18 protein-coding genes are annotated in these 20519 nt (G+C 44.6%); 2 read left to right on the top strand and 16 right to left on the bottom strand.

Annotated elements, in window-relative coordinates:
* Positions 1-216: 216 nt before the first annotated feature.
* From R7Q46_RS04090 to R7Q46_RS04030, 13 genes are all read right to left on the bottom strand, one after another.
* Positions 217-1650, bottom strand: coding sequence for a GumC family protein (locus R7Q46_RS04090; RefSeq protein ID WP_054579477.1), 1434 nt, complete (start codon positions 1648-1650; stop codon positions 217-219).
* On the bottom strand, positions 1647-2771 hold the full coding sequence (locus R7Q46_RS04085) for a glycosyltransferase (RefSeq protein ID WP_318077320.1): 1125 nt from the start codon (positions 2769-2771) through the stop codon (positions 1647-1649). Before R7Q46_RS04085 ends, R7Q46_RS04090 begins: the two co-directional genes overlap by 4 nt.
* Positions 2772-2886: 115 nt before the next feature.
* Positions 2887-4251, bottom strand: a complete 1365-nt coding sequence (locus R7Q46_RS04080; RefSeq protein WP_318077319.1) for an O-antigen ligase family protein — start codon at positions 4249-4251, stop codon at positions 2887-2889.
* Positions 4248-5678: a lipopolysaccharide biosynthesis protein gene (locus tag R7Q46_RS04075; protein ID WP_318077318.1), complete on the bottom strand. Its 1431-nt coding sequence runs from the start codon at positions 5676-5678 to the stop codon at positions 4248-4250. Before R7Q46_RS04075 ends, R7Q46_RS04080 begins: the two co-directional genes overlap by 4 nt.
* Positions 5671-6843 carry a glycosyltransferase gene (locus R7Q46_RS04070; RefSeq protein ID WP_005377641.1) on the bottom strand — a complete coding sequence of 391 codons (1173 nt, stop codon included), beginning with the start codon at positions 6841-6843 and terminating at the stop codon, positions 5671-5673. Before R7Q46_RS04070 ends, R7Q46_RS04075 begins: the two co-directional genes overlap by 8 nt.
* An 11-nt stretch (positions 6844-6854) precedes the next feature.
* Entirely contained in the window at positions 6855-8039 is a 1185-nt protein-coding gene (locus tag R7Q46_RS04065; protein WP_053303085.1) for a glycosyltransferase, read from the bottom strand.
* A gap of 144 nt (positions 8040-8183) precedes the next feature.
* Complete coding sequence (locus R7Q46_RS04060; RefSeq protein WP_042522936.1) at positions 8184-9254, bottom strand: glycosyltransferase family 4 protein; 1071 nt, start codon at positions 9252-9254, stop codon at positions 8184-8186.
* Entirely contained in the window at positions 9229-10755 is a 1527-nt protein-coding gene (locus R7Q46_RS04055) for a sigma-54 dependent transcriptional regulator (RefSeq protein ID WP_318077317.1), read from the bottom strand. The genes R7Q46_RS04060 and R7Q46_RS04055 overlap by 26 nt, the downstream gene beginning before the upstream one ends.
* A gap of 308 nt (positions 10756-11063) precedes the next feature.
* Positions 11064-11444: an Hpt domain-containing protein gene (locus tag R7Q46_RS04050; RefSeq protein ID WP_318077316.1), complete on the bottom strand. Its 381-nt coding sequence runs from the start codon at positions 11442-11444 to the stop codon at positions 11064-11066.
* Positions 11445-11455: 11 nt separating this feature from the next.
* Positions 11456-12142 carry an AAA family ATPase gene (locus R7Q46_RS04045; RefSeq protein WP_005377635.1) on the bottom strand — a complete coding sequence of 229 codons (687 nt, stop codon included), beginning with the start codon at positions 12140-12142 and terminating at the stop codon, positions 11456-11458.
* Positions 12142-14244: an SLBB domain-containing protein gene (locus tag R7Q46_RS04040; protein WP_149191799.1), complete on the bottom strand. Its 2103-nt coding sequence runs from the start codon at positions 14242-14244 to the stop codon at positions 12142-12144. Before R7Q46_RS04040 ends, R7Q46_RS04045 begins: the two co-directional genes overlap by 1 nt.
* Positions 14241-15107: an OmpA family protein gene (locus R7Q46_RS04035; RefSeq protein ID WP_262682545.1), complete on the bottom strand. Its 867-nt coding sequence runs from the start codon at positions 15105-15107 to the stop codon at positions 14241-14243. The genes R7Q46_RS04040 and R7Q46_RS04035 overlap by 4 nt, the downstream gene beginning before the upstream one ends.
* A gap of 26 nt (positions 15108-15133) precedes the next feature.
* Positions 15134-15454, bottom strand: coding sequence for an STAS domain-containing protein (locus R7Q46_RS04030; protein WP_017634929.1), 321 nt, complete (start codon positions 15452-15454; stop codon positions 15134-15136).
* 421 nt (positions 15455-15875) lie between these two features.
* Between R7Q46_RS04030 and R7Q46_RS04025 the strand changes: the two genes are divergently transcribed.
* Positions 15876-16721 carry a DNA ligase gene (locus R7Q46_RS04025; protein WP_318077315.1) on the top strand — a complete coding sequence of 282 codons (846 nt, stop codon included), beginning with the start codon at positions 15876-15878 and terminating at the stop codon, positions 16719-16721.
* Between the two features lie 15 nt (positions 16722-16736).
* On the opposite strand, the gene R7Q46_RS04020 is transcribed toward R7Q46_RS04025, so the two are convergent.
* Both R7Q46_RS04020 and R7Q46_RS04015 read right to left on the bottom strand, forming a co-directional pair.
* Entirely contained in the window at positions 16737-17735 is a 999-nt protein-coding gene (locus R7Q46_RS04020) for a DUF3080 domain-containing protein (RefSeq protein WP_318077314.1), read from the bottom strand.
* 134 nt (positions 17736-17869) lie between these two features.
* Entirely contained in the window at positions 17870-19240 is a 1371-nt protein-coding gene (locus R7Q46_RS04015; RefSeq protein WP_053303080.1) for an MATE family efflux transporter, read from the bottom strand.
* A 392-nt stretch (positions 19241-19632) separates the two neighbouring features.
* On the opposite strand from R7Q46_RS04015, the gene R7Q46_RS04010 reads away from it, so the two are divergent.
* Positions 19633-20244 (top strand): riboflavin synthase, encoded by a 612-nt coding sequence (locus R7Q46_RS04010; RefSeq protein ID WP_005377625.1) that lies wholly within the window; start codon positions 19633-19635, stop codon positions 20242-20244.
* A 75-nt stretch (positions 20245-20319) separates the two neighbouring features.
* Here R7Q46_RS04010 and R7Q46_RS04005 read toward each other — a convergent pair whose 3' ends face one another.
* Entirely contained in the window at positions 20320-20514 is a 195-nt protein-coding gene (locus R7Q46_RS04005; RefSeq protein WP_017634925.1) for a CPXCG motif-containing cysteine-rich protein, read from the bottom strand.
* Between the last annotated feature and the right edge of the window lie 5 nt (positions 20515-20519).

Below are 20519 nucleotides of genomic sequence, written 5' to 3'. Positions count from 1 at the left end.
AACCCTCGTTGAGTTCTTTGTTTATTTAGGAGTTGCAGACTGCGTGCCAAAAAATTAATCATTTAAAAACAATAGGTTAATATTGATATTTGTGAGACTTTATGTTTATTCTCAATTTGAGATTCATATTAGTGGACATGCTATGAGGCTGTATAAGGCAGTAGTAAAAGAAAAGCACTCGCCGACCGAGTGCTTGTAAATGAGTTCTTATGGCGGTTAGTTTCCGTACACTACGTTAGGTAAAGTGGTGATGACAGGAACACCAAGGTGTTTTTCTAATGCTCTTTTAGAGCGGATAGAGTTATCGGCTAACTCTAGTATCGTCGCTAATCCAATGCCTAAACCAGCGCCACCAATAAATCCTAAAATGACAAATACAAAACTAGGTAAGTTAGTTGGAATCGTTGGCGTGAACGGTTCATCAATGATTTTTACGCGCTTATTCTCTTCAAACTCTCCCAAAGAACCCGTTAGTTGGGCCATCTCATAGCGTTCGACGAGTTCATCATACATTTCTCTCTTCACTGCGACGTCACGAGCTAAGCGGTTGATTTCTGTTGCTGTGCTCCCAAATTGGTGCGCATTTCGCTCTAATTCTTGGATCATGTCTCGCAAGCTGTTGGTTTCTTCCGTAAGTGCTTCAAAACGTCCGCGCATCATTTGTAATTGATGTAGTTGGGAGACAAGTAGAGGCTGTGCTTCGCCAAGACTGTTTACTGTGGTATTGCTCGCGATATCCCATAGTTGAGCACTGTTTAGTTCTGGTTGTTTAGAGTTCAAGAGTACCGAGCGTTCCTGCTCCAACCGGTTTAATTCTCGCAACTTACCTTGCACCAAACTATGCGCCTCTGTGTATTTAGCGCGAAGCAGGGTAAGTTCACTACGAATGTCGATGATTTGCTCTTCCAGTTTACCGATAACCGGGTTCGTTTTGGATAGTTGTTGATCCAAACTGCCCAGACTTCGTGAAACACCAGCAAGCTCCGCCTCCTTTTCGGCTAGCGTTTGTTTGAGGCTAGCAAGGCGAGTAAGGCTTTGAGCTTGCATTTCGGGTGTCGCGTCTGAGTAAGTATTTTTATACTCTGCAAAGGCTTGCTCTGCCTTGTCTAGTTCTTCCCTGCGTTTGTTGATATGGATAGTCAAAAAATGACTCGAATCTTTAATCGAAGAACGCTCAGGAGCCAAAAGCTGTTCGACAAAATGCTCTCTGACAGAGAGCAGCATCGACTCCATTCCTTCTGATTTACCACTTTGCAATTGAATTTGAATGAAGTCTTTACCGAGTGGCTGAACAGACAGGCGCGACGCAAGATCTTTTATGATGAACTCTTGCTCTTTTGCACTCATCTCGTCATTGATCAGCGATTGTTCTTTTGCGACAGAATACAAAACGTGTCGGCTTTTTAGCAGAGTACTGAGTGCGCTCAATCGGTCTTTCAGCATTGTTGAGACGGCAAGGTCTTGAAGGAACGGGTTCATTTTCGCTGTCTCTTGAATAAGCATGCTGGTATGAGCAACATAAGTCGTCGGAACCAGCTTACTTATGATGAAACCCAGCACCGGTAAGACAAGCATTGGTATAACGATCATGTAACGACGTCGCCAAGCGCCATGTAGTAATACACTAAGGTTCTCTCTCAAATCGTTCATAGCGTCCTCACTAATTTCTCAACTTGGTTGGCTCTTGCTTCCCAGCTTTGCTGTTGAACAAATGACTTTGAATCTGTCGGTGGAGGTAAGAGGTGATCGAGACTGGCACGCACGTCTTCGACATCTTGAACCACATGAAGCATATGTTTGTACGGCATTAATGCAGGAAACGGTGTGCTGATAACAGGGGTTCCTGTTGCCAAGTACTCAAGAAGTTTAAGCGGATTACATGCCTTGATTTGAGCGTTATCAACAAAGGGCAACCAACTGGCATCCCAGTGTTGGGAGTAACGTGGCAGAGTGTGATGCGCTCTCGGGCCCAGGTAGTATACGTTGCATCTTTGTGGAAGTGGATTATCACTGAACTCGTTAGGGCCGATGAACACGAGATCCCAGTCAGGCGCTTGGTCTGCGACTTGGGCAATTAAGTCGTAGTCTAACCATTCAGACAAACTGCCATAAAAGCCCAGCACTTTGCGACCATTATTAGGAAAATCTTCAGCCTTAGGTGCTGGCTCAGAAAACAGACTAAAGTCGACACCGTGAGGCAAAGTGACGGTTTTACCAGATGGAAATTTGGTGGAGAGTGTTTCGCTTGCCGTAAAGATAACGCTGGCCGCATTAACAAGAGTACGTTCGTGCTTGACCACCGTGTCGTGGTCAACACCAGCTAAAGCGCTAAAGTCATCGCCACAATAGTAAATCAGTCCACGTGGGTTCATTTCTGAACAAAGATCGGCAGCAGTCGGGAGCGACGTCCAAAATACAGGCTTATCAAAACCAAGAGCTTGTAATTGTTTATTGAGCTGGTGTTTCATCATCTTAGCGGCCACTTTTCTTGCGAATGCAGAACTAGGGGCAGGAATGGTGAGCAAGTTGATGATGTGAATGTTTGGGTTTGTTTCAGAGTCCAATGTTGGCTTGTGTGAGCCTACGTTATGAAATACACGAGTGAGTTTGTTTAACGCACGCTGTATGTCTTTAGAATCCAGCTTAGGTTGACGAAGGCCAATGGAGTTCACCCAAAGGATTCGATGGTTCGCTGCTAGTTGCTTGACAATATGCTGAGTGGAAGAGGGTAACCCACCAAAATCTTCTCCAAATACTACGATGTCCGTCATGTGACTCTCCTTGAGTCTTGGTTATTTGATTACTAATTAAGTGAGTAATCACAATGCGTGCCAAGGAATTAGCCATTTTAAAACAGTGAGTTATGGGTCTTGTTTATGTTTGAAACTAGGATTTCTCATTTTGACAGTCACTTTGAACAATACGGCTAACGACAACTGTTAATGCCGCTAGAATGTAAATTGGCCAAGTGAAACCTTGAGTCAGAAACGTACCTGATACGATGGTACCGATAAGCCCACTTAACACGGCGTTTGCTCCTACAGAGAGGGTGTAATCTGATTTTGGTGTCAGCAATGAGATGGAATGCAAAGAGGTGCGGATCAATGACACAATTAAAGTAATGAACACCGCGAGCCCGACAAAACCCGTTTCTGCTAACACGCCAAACCAAGTACTATGGACGGCGTGGTTGATACCATCCCAGTGTGGGCTGTAGAAATAGTAATTAAAGTAGAAGTTATCTAGACCTACGCCAGTCAACGGATGATGCATCGCCATTTTAAATGCCGCTTCCCACGCATAAAGTCGCCCCATCGCAGAGGCATCTATACCATCCTCAGCGGCTCCCCCCGATTCTCGTCCTGAAATACCAGCGAATGCGTAGAGTACGATCGCTGCGATGGCGCCTAGTACCAAGACTAATGTTTTGCTTTTGATGTGTTTAAAAGCAAAGTAGGCAAATACAGACAGTGAACCGAGTAACCCACCGCGGCTCTGAGTCTCAATTATCGCAAAGAACAAAACCAAACAGGTGATAAGGGCAAAGAGCCTGAGATGCTTGGGGGAATGCTTCTCCATCAATTGACTAACGGTAAAGGCAAGGGGAAACATCAGCACTAGTGCCAAATCGTTAGGATCGCCAAGTACTGAACCTATGGATCGTCCTATTGACACGCGCGTTCCTTCGACTAAATCAATGCCATTCGCTGCGTTTTGTAATGCCACTAAGCCAATCAATAGTCCGGCGAAAATAATTGCTTTTGACATCTGTGCGAGCTGTGAAGGTTTAGTAATAAGCCAAGTGATTGCCAACGTCATAATGATGATTTTCCAATAGGTATTTTTGAACACCGTTATTGCGATATCACGACTGGAAGCGAATATGATTCCGATGATAACCAGACCCCAAAATATACACAGCCACTTTAATGAAGGGTGCCAAAAAGCTGTAATCTGGCGGCTTATAAGAAGGTGAAAAGCGAGTGCGGCTAGTGCCCCCAGTGATAAGAGTAATGGGATCTTGAAGCTATAGATAACAGGAAAGGCTTCGTGAATACGAAAGAATGAAAAAATAACGAACAGTGTGACAAGCCAAAACGTTTGATTGAGAACAAACAGTAACGCGAGTGGTGCGAAACACAACGCAACAATCAAAATGGGATGAGGCATAACAACCCAAAGCAGGCCGATACCGACAGTGATCGTCAGTGCTGCGATGGACTGTTTTGTTCTCACCTTGGTTTCATTCATAACGAGTATCTCTTCACCTGTCCACGCCGTTTCACTATGTATCGAGTGAGAGCATTGAGCGTCTCTTTACTCATGTAGCGAGTGGCTATCCCTGCCAGCAAACTGCATGTCAAAATGCAAATTGCGATGGCGATTCCTATTGATTGTGAAGAGTGAAGCAGGAACAGTGCCACACCGGATATAATCTGTAATAAAACCATCAGACTTAGGTGAAAAGGCAACGTCATACATTGTTGACCTACTACATAAGTCAGGCCCAGCTTACACAGTTGTGCGTAATAAAGCGCAATGAACACACCATAAATACCCAGAGAAGATAAGCCAAACAGCAAAGCAATCGCAACGCACGCAGAGATGACATTTATACCCAGTAGCCAGCGAGTACGACGCTTGTACAAAATGGAGATGTTAATCAGCTCGCTCCATTCTTTTAACATGGCGATAGGTAGCAAGAATAAGCTGAATAGTACCGCCTCATGATAGGTTTCTGGCAGTAAGTGGGTGATCATCACCATTGCTAATGTGCCAACCACTACACTCAAACCTGTAATGTAAATCATACCTAAGTGTGTGATGCGCACTGCTTCAGTGTTCTTGCGCCCTTCTAAGTAGTTAAATCGACGTGGCATCCACCACATGCCAAACGGCTGCACTAAAATACACATGCCCACTGCAAATTTTACCGCTATCGCGTAAATCCCTAACGTCGCAAGAGAAGTGTTGGCACCAATGAACCAGCGTTCAGCGCCATTGAGACAAAATGCTACTAAACCGGCCATCATCATTGGTAGGCAGTAGTTTAGGTATTGTTTTGCCAATGTCAGCTTAGGAAGGGTGACATTGTAACGGTTAACGATGTGCAGCCAAACAAATTGAGTAATAGCAGCCAACAAGCCCCCCCACAAAACAGAAATAACATGGGGATGAACAGACAGCGCCGCGACGATAAAAATGACCTGAAAAATGGTGGTAGTGACCATGACGTTAAGCAGTGTTCTTGCTTTGTCGTCTTGTGTTCTTAACCAGGCAGTGCCGATTGCAATACTGCCTTCTAGAACGATGGCAAACATAACAATAGCAAATTCGACTCGCGTAAAAGGCGCGGGAATGGGGGCGATTAAAATGATAGTGAGCAAGCTAAGAGCGACGACGCCAGCGATGAGTAAAGCAAGTGAGTACAGCTGGTTTAGTAGGCTTGTGCGCGTATTTTTATCCTTTTCAACGCCGACGAATCGATAAAGCGCTTCATGCAAAGCGAAACTGACGAATAAGGTCGTAACAACACCAAAGGTTGTTAGAAGCTCAAGCTTGCCCATTTGTTCTGGTGAGAGAAAGTGGGGCAATACAGGCAGCATGATTAGGCTGATGCTTTTATTGATCACTAAGGCGATAGCAAATAGCGTCATGTTGGTCATTGCTTTAGACATGATCATATCCTTTGATGTCTCGCGGTGTCTTGAGTGTGCAATCATTGTTGGTAGCAATTTCGGCAGCAAGGTGCTGGGCGATTGGCAAATAACAACGTTCGGCTGTGTATAGTTGAGAAACATTGAGTGCTTCGATACCCATCGTTACTTTCATCCACGGCGATTCATTCAAAAGGCGAATTGCGTTGTGTAACGAAGCCACATTGTTAGGCGTGTATTTAATACAATTTCGGCCGTGAGTTAACACGCGGTCCCAATAACTATCATCATGTGGAATGACGACACACATACCTGCAGCGAGCGCTTCCAAAATAGATAACCCAAAAGGTTCGTTGAGACTGGTGGAAACAAACACACCACACTGTGAACGCAATTCATCTAAGTTGTTTGGGCACTCATGCCATTCAACACCTTGTGTGTTGAAGTCCGGTGTTGAATATTCCACACCTGCCACGTTAGGTTTGATGTAACACACGGTGGATTTGATCTTTTTCGACTCATCAAGTGTTAAAGCATCAAGCAAAAGATCGATGTTCTTCCATTTTAGTAAGCTAGCTGCCCAGAAAACGCGGCTTGAAATCGGATTCGCTTGTTTTGGCCAGCGATCTTTCGATAATCCATTAACAAACGTAGATGTATTCAAACCACACCAGTAACGTTCGGTGGCTGGCTTCTCTGTTTTGAGGTAGGCCTGTAATGCTTCTACCATTGATTCGCGGGTGTTTGCCAAGTAGTAAATTGCCGATGCTTTTACTAAGCAGTAGCCAGCAGATCTCGATCGTCCGATAGGGCCATGAACCATCTGTACCACAGGCTTTTTGCTAATTAATCGTAGTAAGTACAAAGGCATATCATTACTTGGGCAAGATAGGCCCAAAAAGCTATCTATTTTTGGCAGCTTCATGCACGCGTAGAGAAGTTGGAGAAAGTAGTAAGCGTTCATCAACCAGTAGGTCAGGCCATGAGTCGAGTTAAATGGTGATGGTTTTATTTTTATAACTTGCACACGCGGTGTATCACTAAGCAGTGACGCCCAATGCTCTGGATTTGTAGTGAGTAGATAACCAATCACGTTCAGCTTATCGCACTGCTTAAGGAGCTCTGCATTCGCGATTTTGGATCCACCTTGCATTGGGATGGCGTCGAACATCAATACACGTTTCATGACCGGGCTCCTCAATTGATGCTCAACCAGCGTGAAAGAGGCTTCATGCAGTGAGTCATTGGCATTGGTGTAATGGCGTTGTTATTAAGTTCACCTTCGTAAATACGTTCAATAGCGTTGATAGATGCAGTCGTCGTTAAGTGCTGGCTAGCATGTAGGTAAGCGTTTTCCGCCAGCTTGTTTCTTAATGCCGCGTCTTGCATGACTTGTTGAATCGCGTTTAACAGGCTCGCCATTCCACTGTTCTGGTACAGCAATGCAGAGTGATTATGCTCGAACAACTCAGGAATGCCTCCCGTTTTAGGAGCCACGATGGGCAGTTGAGCTAAAGCCGCTTCCCCGAGCACGAGACCAAAGGCCTCTTCATAGGCGCCGCTAATAAAAGCGTCTGCATTACCACACATCCATGCTCCAGCATTGTGTTGCTCTCCGACAAAGTGCACTCGTTCTTGGATACCAAGATCCGCGGCAAGCTGTTGCAATGCTTCTCTTTCTTCGCCGTCACCAACAATAACAAGGTGAGGGTTGTGGTGGTGGTAGTTGTGCATGCGCATTGCGCGAATAAGGCGGTCGAACCCTTTGCGCTTAATTAGCGAACCCACCGACAGAAAGGTAAAGGCCTGTGATGGGATTCCGAGGCGATCTTTAATGTCGATGGGTGTATCCACGCCTTGAAGTGACACGCCGTTGTGTACGACATGAAGTTGGTTTTGCGGGTAGCCGTCCTGAAGAATTTCGCGTCCAACATCTTTGCTAACGCAAATCAATTTTGGAGAGAGGTGAAGTCCGAGAGAGAAGCGATCGCGCAATGTATAATGGCAATGAAGTTGCGTGACAAGTGGTATATGATTCATGCGAGCAGCCAAACACATCCATTGACAAGGGCCGCCGCTATTGACGTGTACCAAGTCGATGCTGTGCTTTTCGATCAATGCTGAGCCTTGTTTGATAAGGCTATTCCACCCGCTAATATCCCAGCGTGGAGCGCTCCAACCACCAACCAAATTGAAGGCTGAATGTTCCGCTTCAATTCCGAGCGATTGGCACTTATCGATTAATGGTTGGCAGTTTGACCATACGAATGGCTCAAACTTATTGCGGTCGATTCCTGAAATGAGATCCAGAAGCACCACTTCACTGCCGCGAATCCAATTATCACCATAATGAACATATAGAATGCGTTTTGGCGTAGTCATAAGTCACCTCTGTCTCATCATTAATCTGCGTTAACTGCTGAGCTGCAATAGAGATGCCAAAATATGCCATTAGTTTATGTGATTGAATCTTATATGATATTTATGTTTGGAACTCATCATTCTCATATTGAGAACCAATATGGATTAGTGATCCGTTTCAATTTGATATTTTTGTAGCAATACGGGAATCACACTTTGCGCTGAGAAATCATCAATGATGGTTTGTCGAGCATTCTGGCGAATGAGTGATTGTTGCGCTTCACCAATCGATATCCAGTCATGAAGACATTTAGCAAGAGAGGGAATGTCTTCGACGATAAAACCATTTTTACCCGTTTGGATAATATCTGGAAGACGACCTACACGTAAGCTCATCACGGCAATGCCTCTCGACATGGCTTCCAGCGCCGCCATTGGAAGACCCTCATAACGAGAAGAGATGATAAGTACGCTGATATTTTCCCAAACACCTTCCATATCGGTTTGATGGCCGAAGAAAGTCACGTTTGGAGGGGCAGTTTGATTAAGCGACTCTTTTTCTGGGCCATCACCGTACACACTAAACTGTAATGTTGGACAGAGCCTCGCTACCTCAATAAATTGATCGGCGCCTTTTTCCTGACTCAATCGGCCGACAAAAGCGATCTCCTGATAGTTGAGTTGACTGTTGGGAATCGAAACAAAGTTATTCAGCAGTTCTGAAGAACAAAAAACTTTGCGCTGAATACTTGGACTGACAGCAAAGCAATGGTCAGATAGGCTGCCTGAGCTTCTATCAAGCCAATCGTATAGCCATAGTTTCCCTGAGGACGATTCACCAGCATGATAAGTTGAAATCAAACGAGGAAACGTACGGGTGAGCAGTTTGGCGCAGCGCGACAAAATCGACGCTTTATAACCATGGGAGTGAACCACTGAGGGTTGGTGATTGGCGACGGCGCTTGTTAGGTGTTTAATTTTTAAAGCTTTATTGGGCTCGCCAGACAAATAGTTTAAGTAACTCACAGGGATCGCGGCTTCTTTTGCCTTCTGTACAATCTGAGCAGCTGGTGAATACTCAGTGGTTAGCACAACTCGAGCTTTGTGTCCAAAGGCGATTAATCCCCGAGCTAGCTCGATAACGTGACTTTCAATGCCGCCGAATAGACGGCTATCAAGCAAGATCCAAATTTCACCAATGGCAGGTTTATCAAGATTGTTCGAGATTAATTTCATCCGCTTCCCACGCTTGTTTTTTTCGGTAAACCGTAGATGGGCTTAACTCCAGCATGACAGCGGCGTTGAGGACGTTGCCATCACAGTACGCAATTGCGTTTTGAATTGCTTCACGCTCTACTTGCCACATAGGACGAATGGTTCCATCAGAGTTAAAGTACGGTGAGGTAGCAGCAGAGGACGGTGTACCAGGCTGCTCCGCTGCGGTAATCGACGATTCGACCGCAGAAGGTGAAGGTTCCTCAGTATAAACAGGTGGTGGTGTGATTGGTGCAATGTTTGCTGACTCTTGAGCAACATGCGCAGGTGTCGTTGTTTTCGTAACTTTTGACTTTTTAGTGAGTTGAGTGGGTAGGTGGCTCACCGTGACTTTTTCGTCGTTATTAAGCACCACAATGTTACGTATGATGTTTTGTAGTTGCCTTACATTACCCGGCCATTCGTAATGCTTGATGATATGTTGAGCTTCGCTGTCGATTGTTGAGAATTTCTTTTTGTCCTGTTTGGCGTAAGTGGTCAAGAAGTGCTTGGCGAGCGTGACAATGTCACTTCCTCGTTCACGTAATGGAGGCATATCGATAGGTATAACGTGCACACGGTAGTATAAGTCTTCACGAAAACGACCTTCTTCTACTTCTGTTAATGGATCTCGGTTAGTGGCACAAATGATTCTCACATCCACTTTCATTTCTCGAGTGCCACCAAGAGGAGTGTAAGTGCCCGTTTGTAGAAAGCGGAGCAACTTCTTTTGCATCTCAAGTTCCATTTCACACAGCTCATCAAGAAAAAGCGTACCACCATGTGCCAGCGTCGCCGCACCTTTTCGATCTGTTGTTGCTCCAGTAAAGGCCCCTTTAACGTGACCAAAAATCTCACTTTCCATCAAATCTCGTGGAATAGCCCCACAGTTAATTGCAATAAAAGGCTTGTCTTTACGGTCGCTCTGGCGGTGGACGGCTTCAGCACAAACTTCTTTACCTGTGCCGCTTTCTCCCACAATAAACACACTGGCAGAAGTTGGCGCAACAGCATCAATGGTCTTGTATACCGCCTGCATCGGGAGGCTTGAACCGATGAATCCATGATAGTTGTGGCGATCAAATTTGGACTGAATATTTTCCACCAAATCTTCCAATTTGGCGCGTTTGAGGTGCAATGCGACTGATGTTTTTAGGCGATCAGCGTTTATGGGCTTTTCTAAGAAATCTTCCGCACCTTTTTGAATTAGATTAACGGCTAAGTCGACGCTGCCGTGTGCCGTAGCAATAATAACGGACGTAGGAATGTCATTCTGGTTGATCCAATCCAACACGTCTTCGCCAGACATGTCGGGCAGTTTCAAATCGAGAATGATGAGCTGAGGTTTGCTTCTTTCAATAAATTGAATCGCTTCGCGACCTGTCTCGACATGAAAAATGTCATAAGGTTCGTCTTTCACATACTGCTTATAAAGTATGGCTAGTGAAGTAGAGTCCTCTACCAGTAACACCCTTGGTCTCATAGTCCCATCCCAACGTAGTTTGTTTCATTTTTTATGATTTTTGTCAGCACTACTATTTGGCATTATGAGTGGTTTATAGCTCTCTAGTGCTGAAAATTCTCAATTTGAGAAAAGCGTTATTTAAGTATTAGCACAAGGTAGGAAATTTGCGAAAAATCCATACTTTTTAATTGATTAAGTTATGCCCAAATAATTTCAAGGTGTGTGGCTTGGCGAGGGTGATTGAATTTGGAGCCTAAATTTCTGAGATGATGTCGGCATCGCGCTTTATCAAACGCGATGCTTCGCTAGGGAGTAAGACACTGATACTACTCAAACCCTTGAGCTTTTCGCTTTTCTAACGCATCAAACGATTCATTGGCGAGTTGCGGAAGTGTCTCACAAAGCTCCAATGCTTTTGGTATTTTTCCTTCGACACAGTACTTCTCAATCATTCTTGCTTGTCTTGAAAGCGTTCGATTGCCTAAAGCGAGAGCAGAACTGCCCAGTGTGTGAATCTCGAACTCTAATGTTTGAAGGTCTTTTGTGCTTAATGCTTGCTCTATTTTCTCCATGCGATCGCGTGACTCTTCGACATAGTGATCAATCAAGGTAGGGATGATTTCGGCGCACGTATCTTTGATCATTTGCTGAAGAATATGCTCATCCACTAATTCTTGCTCGATAGTCAATGTATTATTTATCGTCATAATAGCGCTCCCTATAACATAAACAGTTCGCTTTTTTTAATTTGCTGAGACAGTTTTTCTTTCCACTTTTTTGGTAAGAAACGCAGCTTGGAAACTTGGCGGATTAACTCATCTTTCAGGCTTGGAGTGTGCTTCATGTTCAGTACAGAACCAATCAAGTTCGCATCGCTAGCATCGAGTAGCTTTTTGGCTTGCTCGAGCTGGGTTGCAGTCGTAGAGCCATAATGCGCTACTAACAAAGTAGCATCACATACGCCAGCAATCACTTGAGGCGCAATATTGCTTCGGTTGACACTAAGAAGTGGTGATGTATCTATCACGACGCGCTCGTACTGCGTTAACCATTGTGCAATGTTTTGTTTCAGCGTTGTTGGGTCTCGGTACGCTAACTGAGTACTGGCGAGAGATGGAGCTGGGAGGCCGACTAAAGTTTGATGTGTATTCTCTCGTGTGATCAAATGGCCAACCTTCTCGTCATCATCAAATTCGTGAACAGTGTGATAAGCGGGTTTGAATAAGTTAAGGTCTACATACAAAGTATTGTGGCCTGCTAAAACCAAGCGCTCTGCAAGAGATGACGCCACGGAAGTGACACCATCTTCAGATTTACAACCCACAACACAAATCGTTTTGTGGCCTTTCTGTTCACTCTGAAGATAAATTTGCTCAATCTCAGCGTGAGTTGCAGGAATAGTCATTACAACGCTCCTATTAACACGATGGTTGTGGTGATTTGTAAAATATCTCTTAATCCGGCCCTCGCTTTTTCAACAAAGCTTTCGTCTTTATGGGGAATGTAAATCGTGTCGCCTGCGCGAATGACTGGCAGCTCATAAATGTTGGCTGTTTTACTAAAGTTCACCAAATCAAATGTTCGGGCTTGGCCCTGGCAGCAAGACATATTGACCACACTGATCTTTTCAAGGTAGGCATTGTCAGTTGGTCCTCCTGCTTCCGCTAACAGATCAAGCACAGTCATGTTGTCATTGAATACGTATCGCCCCGGGTCTCTTACTTCACCTAATACGCGTACCGTGGACTCTTTTGAACGATCTAACCAGTTTTTGTTTTTTTCTGGAATGTAAATGGTATCACCAGGACGAACGTGGGGCAGAATTGACTCATCGCCTGTTTCAAAGTACATCGATAAATTCAATTTACTCACTTTGGCATAACCTAGGCCTCGGTGTGTGACACGGATGTTGTGAATATCTGCATCCATTGTCGGTCCATCGGCGGCAGATAAAATATCCAGAAAATGCATATCTTCGGTGAAACGATAGCGCCCAGGTGCATTGATTTGCCCGAAAACGTATATCGATGCGTCAGAGCTTTGGCTTACCCATTGCGATTTATTATCGGATGGGTCGTCAGGCAATGCATGTACCCTTACGACTGTACCAGCGGAAACTTGAGGTAGGCTTGATGTTGGTGAGCCATCCAGAATGTATTGGTCTAAGTCAAATTGTGTCATTTGACCGTTATTGGCGACTTCAATTTTGGTGGTATCAGCTCGTCGAGTTGGGCCTCCAACGTGTGCAAGCAGATCAATCAAATCCATTTCGTCTGACCACTCGATGCGTCCAGGGCGAACAACTTCTCCCATCACTGCGACCGCTCGACTAGGTGCTACTTTTAACCAAGACTTCTCATTGAAATCGGTTTTCTCCGGTACGAAAATCGCGTCTCCTGGTCCAACATTTGGTGGTCTGGCTGAAGATAGTCCTTCTGTATGCGCGGTAAGATCGAATTTGATGACTTTGCCATCGGCTTTTATAACGCGAATTTGGCGAGATTCTGCGTAGCGAGTGGGCCCGCCAGCGTTGGCGAGGATATCCATGAAGCTAGCGCCTTTCTTGCCTTCGTATGCCCCAGGATGGGCGACTTCACCCATCACGTAAACCACATTTGCACCTGCTTTGATTTCTTCTTCCTGTTTTGGGACAAAGATGGTGGCACCTGGCAGGATCTCTGGCAGTAGGCTTTGGTCTCCAGTATCAAGGTACTTTTTCAGGTTAAACATGGTTGGGTTATTGTTTGTTATCACGCGAATTTGTTCAACACTGGCATATCGTGTCACGCCGCCAGCTCGCATTACGACATCAACTAGCGTGGTGTTTGGCTTGTATGAGAACGAGCCAGGTGCGTTGACTTCACCAAAGACTTTGATTGCACGAGCGGAATCTGCGCTGTCACCTGAATTCGCGAGTTTTGCTGCATCAAACTCTTGCTCAATATTCCCTACGAGTGGGGAAGCGGGGACAAATAAGACATCCAGTGATTCTAGTTTTGGCAGCTGGCTATTGTCCCCCGTATCAAGGAAGCGTTTGTAGTCAAATTCAATGTTTTTATTTCCACGTTTCACGATCATTTTATCGAGCTGAGCCCCTGCGCGCAGGCCGCCAGCTTCGTACACAAACATTTGAATGTTGGACCCAGAAGGTAAGGTATATTCACCGGGTTTGACCACGTAGCCTTGAACGGACACTAACAACTGTTGCTGTTTAATAAAAACTCGAGCGTTGTTAACGTCACGATACACGGTCTTTAGCCTGTCGATAATCACGTCTTGGAGTTGTTGTTCATTGTAGCCGGCCACTAATACAGGGCCGACTTCTGGTAAATTAATTCGTCCACGACGATCAACCTGAAACCCTTGGTTTAACGACGCCTCTCCAGGTAAGTTAATCTGTATTAAATCACCGACCTTAACAGTATTGCTCTCATCCGCTATGGAAGAAGGTACCCACGCGACCAGACACAACAACATTAAGAGGATAAATGGTTTCATCGTGTTCATAGCGCGCCTCCTGCCGTTGGGTTGCGGTTTATTGAGGTATCGCTATCTGAATTAGGGCTAATAACCTCGATGCTTACTCGACGATTAGTTAAACGCACGGCAGATGTGTCACCTTCATAGAGTGGCAGATTATCTCCGACAGATTTGGTAGTGACTCTCTCTGAAGTGATACCAAATACGGTTAGGTAACGCTTTACTTGTTCCGCACGCGCTTGAGCAAGTTTCTGGTTGTAATCGGGTGTTCCAGTTGCATCCGCATGCCCCGTTACTACAAGAGATAGGTTGGGGTGGTCACGTAAAATGTAGGCTGCTTCTGCCAAATGTCCCATGTACTTCGGGTTGATTTCTGCTGAATCGACAGCAAACTGGTTGTCGATATTAAGTAGTGCATAGATATCCGAGACTATGTTTAGGTCGCTACGTAGTGCTTCAATATCATCGGGCGGTGTGCAAGTGGTTTGGCTCAGTACGTAGTCGAGTTGTTGTTCGAGCTGGTTTAAGCGTCGACGCTGAATCACAAGGTCGTTGGCAGCGTCGAGTAAAAGCCCACCTTCTAACTCGCGCGCAATTCTATTTTGTTTTTCAAGGGCCTGAACAACTGCCGCAGGAAAACACCAGCGCGCGCCCTCTTGGATTAGTGCGTCTAGATGTAACTTGGTCAGTTGCCAATCAAACCTTAACCCATGTTCTGGACCTAAAGGCTCGTCAGGCATCACTGGGGAAAACTGATAATTCTCGATCGAGATATCTTGATAGCTTTCCGCCAAGCCACCTTTCCCGTGTTCTGGGTAGTCAAACGACGAACAACCAAACATGCCGACAACAAGACCGCTTACTGCATATCGTCGTATAAGATTTACCATGCCAACCTCCGTTTAAACCGGTATTTTTAGTGTCCTTTTGAGTTAACGGGAATGGCATGGTTGATACGAAGCAAGCTCATGATTTCTAAAGGTTGGCCTGATACGTTTTCAATACTCATGCTTCTTTCACGTTCAACTAGACGCTTATATAAGTAAACAATGGCACCAATCCCTGAAGAATCAAGAAATTGGACGTGCTGTAGGTTAATTTCGACTTCTTTGTGATGATTGTTGTGAATTACTTCATCAATGTGATGTTGTGCTTGTCGACAGCCGCTTGCGTCTAAGTCACCAAAAAACTCAATGGCTAACTTGTCTTGATTGATTTCTAGTTTGCGTAATTCCATGACTCTGTCTCCGTTTGTTTTTCTAATTGGATATAGAGCAGGTAACGTGCCAATTTTAAACTATTTAAAAATCAAAAGTTTAAGCGCTGTTGATGATATTGTTCAATTTGAGAAAGGACTGATTCTCAAATTGAGAATCAAAAATGCACAGAGAAATGGTTTGCTTATAAGAGGTGTTGAACCTAAAAAGTCATTAGAGCGGGGGATCTCGTCATGATTAGATTCCAACTCGATTGACGAACCATCCGCCTTAAGTGAATAACGTGTAACGACTAAATGCAAAACCTGTCTAAAGTTTATGATTATCTTTGCAAATTATTACTAATGTTGATTGTTATGAGTCGAAGAACAACTAGTAATAAATAGGTCATCGAGAGGACTTACGTTTCAATAAAGGCGATTTTTTGTACAAGGTCTTCTTATGCCATTAAAAATGACATTAATTGCGCTGGCTGTTATGGTAGCGTCTTCACAGCCTCAAGCGGATACTTCTCTCGCACCACCAGTTTCTCTTGCACAAAGCTATCAGGATGGCATTGATGTGTCTGAATATTGGTATAGCGAAAAACTTGATGGTGTTCGCGCTTATTGGACTGGGCAACATCTCGTGACGAGAAATGGTAATCGAATCTACGCCCCAGATTGGTTTACAGGACCTTTGCCTGATTATCCGTTGGACGGTGAACTTTGGGCTGGGAGAGGTAACTTCCATCTTGTTCAGCAAACGGTATTAGATAAAACTCCTGTAGAGTCTGCTTGGCGACACATCGACTTTATGATCTTTGATATGCCATATTCCGCTGGTGATTATCGGAAGCGTTATTACAACATCAAAGACTTAGTGCTTGAAGTCGACCAGCCTCATATCAAATATGTCGAGCACCGAGCGATTCAAAATGAAGCTCATCTGTTTACACAGTTGGATAAAATTTCAATATCCGACGGTGAAGGGGTGATGTTGCGGAAGGTATCAAGCCGCTATCAGGCTGGACGCGGTAGTGATTTGCTTAAACTAAAACGATACGCAGATGATGAAGCGTTAGTTGTGGGTTATAAGCCAGGAACAGGGCGCTTATTAGGTATGATGGGAGCAATGTTAGTTCGCTTACCAAATGGCATTGAGTTTTACATCGGTAGCGGATTTACCGATGAAGTGCGTCGCCAGCCTCCGAAAATTGGTTCAACCATTACATTTAGATATAACGGTTTTACACATACTGGTAAACCGCGTTTTGCTCGATTCTTGCGTGAAAGGTTGAAGGAATAGAACGCTCTGCACTTACTAGTTGCCAACGGTTACGCCACATCGTTTGAAGAGACCCTGCCAAAACTGAACGTGGTTTAGGGTTTCTTGCCTAAATGTCCTATGTGCCTCAATTATGCCATACTGGTGACCATGGAGTTGCATACGGTTCTCCACCAAAGTGGCACCATCATTAAGTTGTTGATAGGTACTGTCTAAATAAGCCAAATAAGGTTGCACTTCTTCAACGTAAATGGATTGAAAGACATTTCTTAAGTAGCGGAACTGAGTGGTGTCTCTGTTCGGCCCGCACAATACATTGCTCTGGTTCTGCTCAAGTAGCTGAGTTGTCGCTTTTAACCAAAGGGATGTGTTTACCATTGAATAGTAAAGTCGTCCGAGTAAACGAGATTTCTCTAACTCTTCTTGATATTGCGTAACTTCCACGTCGGGTAGACGTGAGACCGCGCGGTGGGGTAAATCATACATTTCGCTGAAAATACGATAGACATCGTTAATGCGTGCAATATCATTCGTCGTATTTTGAGATAGCCAATCAGAGGCAGTTAGTTGCTTTTGCATGGCATCACTTACGAGTAGTAAGTTGTCGAGATGAATGTCTAAATGTTGCCACTTGGTTGAGTAAAGCTCTGTCAATGTCGCGCGTTCTTCATCGCTAAGTGGAAACTCGGATAAACATCGATGCATGACTCTTAAAAGGGCAGTTTGATAATCAATATCATGAAAGGCATCCTGCACCTTTCCAAGTTGCGAGTTTTTCTCAGCAAGTAAATTAAAGAGTCCGCACTGTCGTAATTGATAGCTCTCTAGCAGGCCAATAGATAGTCTTGGCAATGGCTCGAACAAAACGCGTTTCGCAGGAATCGTTACCGTAGACTGTAATTCTATTGGAATAGCAGGAACGTCCAATACATTGGCTACACGTTGATGATACTTATCATACATGGCGTTCTCTGGATTAAACCAGTTATCACAACCATTAAGAATCAAGATTAAGAACAATAAAATAGACCGCACAAATATCCTTTTTTATAACTTCGTATCCGTTGTCTAGAGAGCAAAATCAACCGCTTCGTAATCTTGTTATAAGTATACTCAACCGGGTGATTATTCGATCAAAAAAGCCAGCGGAAGCTGGCTTTTTTTACTTTTTATTGAACTGAAAAGTTCAATTGCACTTCTGGCTCTTGGCGATGCATCCAACGCATTCTGACGCCTAACAGAAAGGCCGCAGAAGATAGGCCGATGATAAAACCAAGCCAGAAGCCTTGTGCTCCCATTGGCTCGACAATCCAGTCTGTACGGCCAAGGACGTAACCAATTGGCAGCCCAAGAATCCAATAAGCAATAAAAGTACGGTTGAAGATGGCTCGCATGTCTTTATAGCCGCGTAATGCACCAGCTGCGATCACTTGAACCGCATCCGTACATTGATAAACAGCGGCAAACACGAGCAGGTGCATCGCTAGAGTGATTACCTCTGGGTTGCTAGTATAAAGCTCGGCGATCCACTCACGAGACAAGACGGTTAAAATCGCTGTGAGAACGGACAATGCTAGACCAACCATAATGCCGACTCGTGACGCTACGCGCGCGCCATCTACGTTTTCTTCACCAAGTCGATGGCCGACACGAATGCTTACTGCTGCACCAATACTCATTGGTAGCATAAATACCAACGAGGAGAAGTTAATCGCGACTTGATGCGCTGCCACAATGATAGGACCCAGTGGTGAAACGAGCAGTGCAACAACAGCAAACAATGTCACTTCAAAAAACAGCGCTGCTGCAACAGGAAAGCCGAGCTTGAATAGACGAACTTGCGCTTTCCATTGTGGGCGATGCCATTCTCCAAATAGGTTGATGCTTTTCAATCGCTCTGATGTCATCACATACAGCAATAGCATGGCAAACATGACCCAGTAAACAATCGTGGTTGCTACACCACAGCCAACACCGCCTAATTCAGGTGCACCAAACTTGCCGTACACGAAAATCCAGTTTAGAGGAATGTTGAGCAGCAAACCGATAAAGCCAATAACCATTGCCGGTTTCGTCAATGACATACCATCCGTAAAGCTTCTAAGCGTTTGGAAAAGTAAAAAAGCGGGTACTGCTAATATAACGGCATGAATGTATCCCACCGTTTTTTCAGCCATCAGTGCTTCAACATCCATCAGCCCGAGAATAAACTGGGTTTGAAGCAGGACTGCAATTATCGGCACACTGATCAGCAATGCCAAAACGACGCCTTGCTGAATTTCAAACGGTATTTTCACTCGACGACCAGAGCCATTTAACTGTGCGACAACAGGGACCAATGCCATTAATAAACCCACCCCAAACAAAATGGATGGTAGCCAAATACTTGAAGCGACAGAAACCGCAGCCATGTCGGTGGCGCTAACGCCGCCAGCCATTACGGTATCAACAAACCCCATACCAGTTTGAGCGACAGATGCGATCAATACCGGGGTCGCCAATTTGATAAGACTTGATGCTTCTTCTTTATAGCGATGCACGAAAAATACTCCAGAGCGGAACAATAAGTTGAAAGAATGAGAGTACTCGAGGGCAAAAGATGTGGTGAACGGATCTGATGGTTGATTTTAGTCACGATAAGGTGAAAAAATGCCTCGGAGAAACTCCGCGCAAATGATAAACAATTGTATGTTTATATTCCATAGCTAGGTAGCTAATAGTCGATAACACTGACTGGACGCTCTCCAAGCTAAGGATACGCTTTTACTGAGAACAGCAGCGAATCATGGTAATGTTGAAGCATGCATGAGAACAAACCAGTGTTCATTAAGCCATGGCTTTATCGTCTGCGGTCTTTATTTCCGACCTGTAGCGCAGTGTTTAGGGCTTAGTCTTCGACTACAGTTGGTATTAAATCAATAGGTAAAAAGAAATGTTTACAGGAATAGTTCAGGGTACGGCGAAGGTCGTTAAAATTGATAAAAAAGAACGCTTTCAAACGCACGTTGTCGAGTTAAGCGATGAACTTTGTAAAGGGTTAGAAATTGGTGCATCCGTTGCACACAACGGATGTTGTCTAACTGTGACTAAGATCGAAGGCAACCTTATCAGTTTTGATTTAATGCAAGCGACATTGGCTCTTACTAATTTAGGTCGGCTGGTGGAAGGGGATAGCGTAAACATTGAGCGCGCGGCTAAGTTTGGTGACGAAATAGGCGGGCATAGCATGTCTGGTCATATTAGTTTAACGGCAGATATTGTCGATATCATCGATACGCCCAATAACCGCACGATTTGGTTCCAACTGCCGCAAGAATCAATGAAATATGTATTAGCGAAAGGTTACATTGGTTTAGATGGCTGCTCGCTAACTATTGGTGAAGTTGAAGCGTGTCGTTTTTCGGTACACCTAATTCCAGAAACCTTGCAGCGAACGCTTTTTGGAGTGAGACAAGTAGGGGAGCGTGTTAATATTGAGTTTGATCCTCAGACTCAAGCAATTGTTGATACTGTTGAGCGCGTTCTTGCAGCAAAACAGCTTTAGAATGAGAAAAAGGAGCCTAGTGCTCCTTTTTCATTTAAGCGTTTTTATATTTCTGATGTTCACATGCTCGAGCTGTTATTCGTAATTGTCATCGATAAATAGTTCGACCTTATCTTGTAACTCATCCACTCGCATATTTAGGTGGATAGCGTGGCAACAAGCTGGGCAATCATCATAAAACTCTTGGTCACCATTACTTGCATCCAATGTAATGCCGATAGAGTGTCCGCAATGCGGGCACTTTACATACCTTTCGGTATAATTTTTCATACAAC

Source organism: Vibrio sp. 811 (assembly GCF_033339195.1).
The sequence above is the reverse complement of the archived record's forward strand: the minus strand, read 5'-3'. Positions and strand labels throughout refer to the sequence as shown.

What these genes read in the sequence shown, in the direction of transcription:
- R7Q46_RS04090 (WP_054579477.1), bottom strand. Translation starts at nt 1,650, where the DNA reads ATGAACGATTTGAGAGAGAACCTTAGTGTATTACTACATGGCGCTTGG.
- R7Q46_RS04085 (WP_318077320.1), bottom strand. Translation starts at nt 2,771, where the DNA reads ATGACGGACATCGTAGTATTTGGAGAAGATTTTGGTGGGTTACCCTCT.
- R7Q46_RS04080 (WP_318077319.1), bottom strand. Translation starts at nt 4,251, where the DNA reads ATGAATGAAACCAAGGTGAGAACAAAACAGTCCATCGCAGCACTGACG.
- R7Q46_RS04075 (WP_318077318.1), bottom strand. Translation starts at nt 5,678, where the DNA reads ATGTCTAAAGCAATGACCAACATGACGCTATTTGCTATCGCCTTAGTG.
- R7Q46_RS04070 (WP_005377641.1), bottom strand. Translation starts at nt 6,843, where the DNA reads ATGAAACGTGTATTGATGTTCGACGCCATCCCAATGCAAGGTGGATCC.
- R7Q46_RS04065 (WP_053303085.1), bottom strand. Translation starts at nt 8,039, where the DNA reads ATGACTACGCCAAAACGCATTCTATATGTTCATTATGGTGATAATTGG.
- R7Q46_RS04060 (WP_042522936.1), bottom strand. Translation starts at nt 9,254, where the DNA reads ATGAAATTAATCTCGAACAATCTTGATAAACCTGCCATTGGTGAAATT.
- R7Q46_RS04055 (WP_318077317.1), bottom strand. Translation starts at nt 10,755, where the DNA reads ATGAGACCAAGGGTGTTACTGGTAGAGGACTCTACTTCACTAGCCATA.
- R7Q46_RS04050 (WP_318077316.1), bottom strand. Translation starts at nt 11,444, where the DNA reads ATGACGATAAATAATACATTGACTATCGAGCAAGAATTAGTGGATGAG.
- R7Q46_RS04045 (WP_005377635.1), bottom strand. Translation starts at nt 12,142, where the DNA reads ATGACTATTCCTGCAACTCACGCTGAGATTGAGCAAATTTATCTTCAG.
- R7Q46_RS04040 (WP_149191799.1), bottom strand. Translation starts at nt 14,244, where the DNA reads ATGAACACGATGAAACCATTTATCCTCTTAATGTTGTTGTGTCTGGTC.
- R7Q46_RS04035 (WP_262682545.1), bottom strand. Translation starts at nt 15,107, where the DNA reads ATGGTAAATCTTATACGACGATATGCAGTAAGCGGTCTTGTTGTCGGC.
- R7Q46_RS04030 (WP_017634929.1), bottom strand. Translation starts at nt 15,454, where the DNA reads ATGGAATTACGCAAACTAGAAATCAATCAAGACAAGTTAGCCATTGAG.
- R7Q46_RS04025 (WP_318077315.1), top strand. Translation starts at nt 15,876, where the DNA reads ATGCCATTAAAAATGACATTAATTGCGCTGGCTGTTATGGTAGCGTCT.
- R7Q46_RS04010 (WP_005377625.1), top strand. Translation starts at nt 19,633, where the DNA reads ATGTTTACAGGAATAGTTCAGGGTACGGCGAAGGTCGTTAAAATTGAT.
- R7Q46_RS04005 (WP_017634925.1), bottom strand. Translation starts at nt 20,514, where the DNA reads ATGAAAAATTATACCGAAAGGTATGTAAAGTGCCCGCATTGCGGACAC.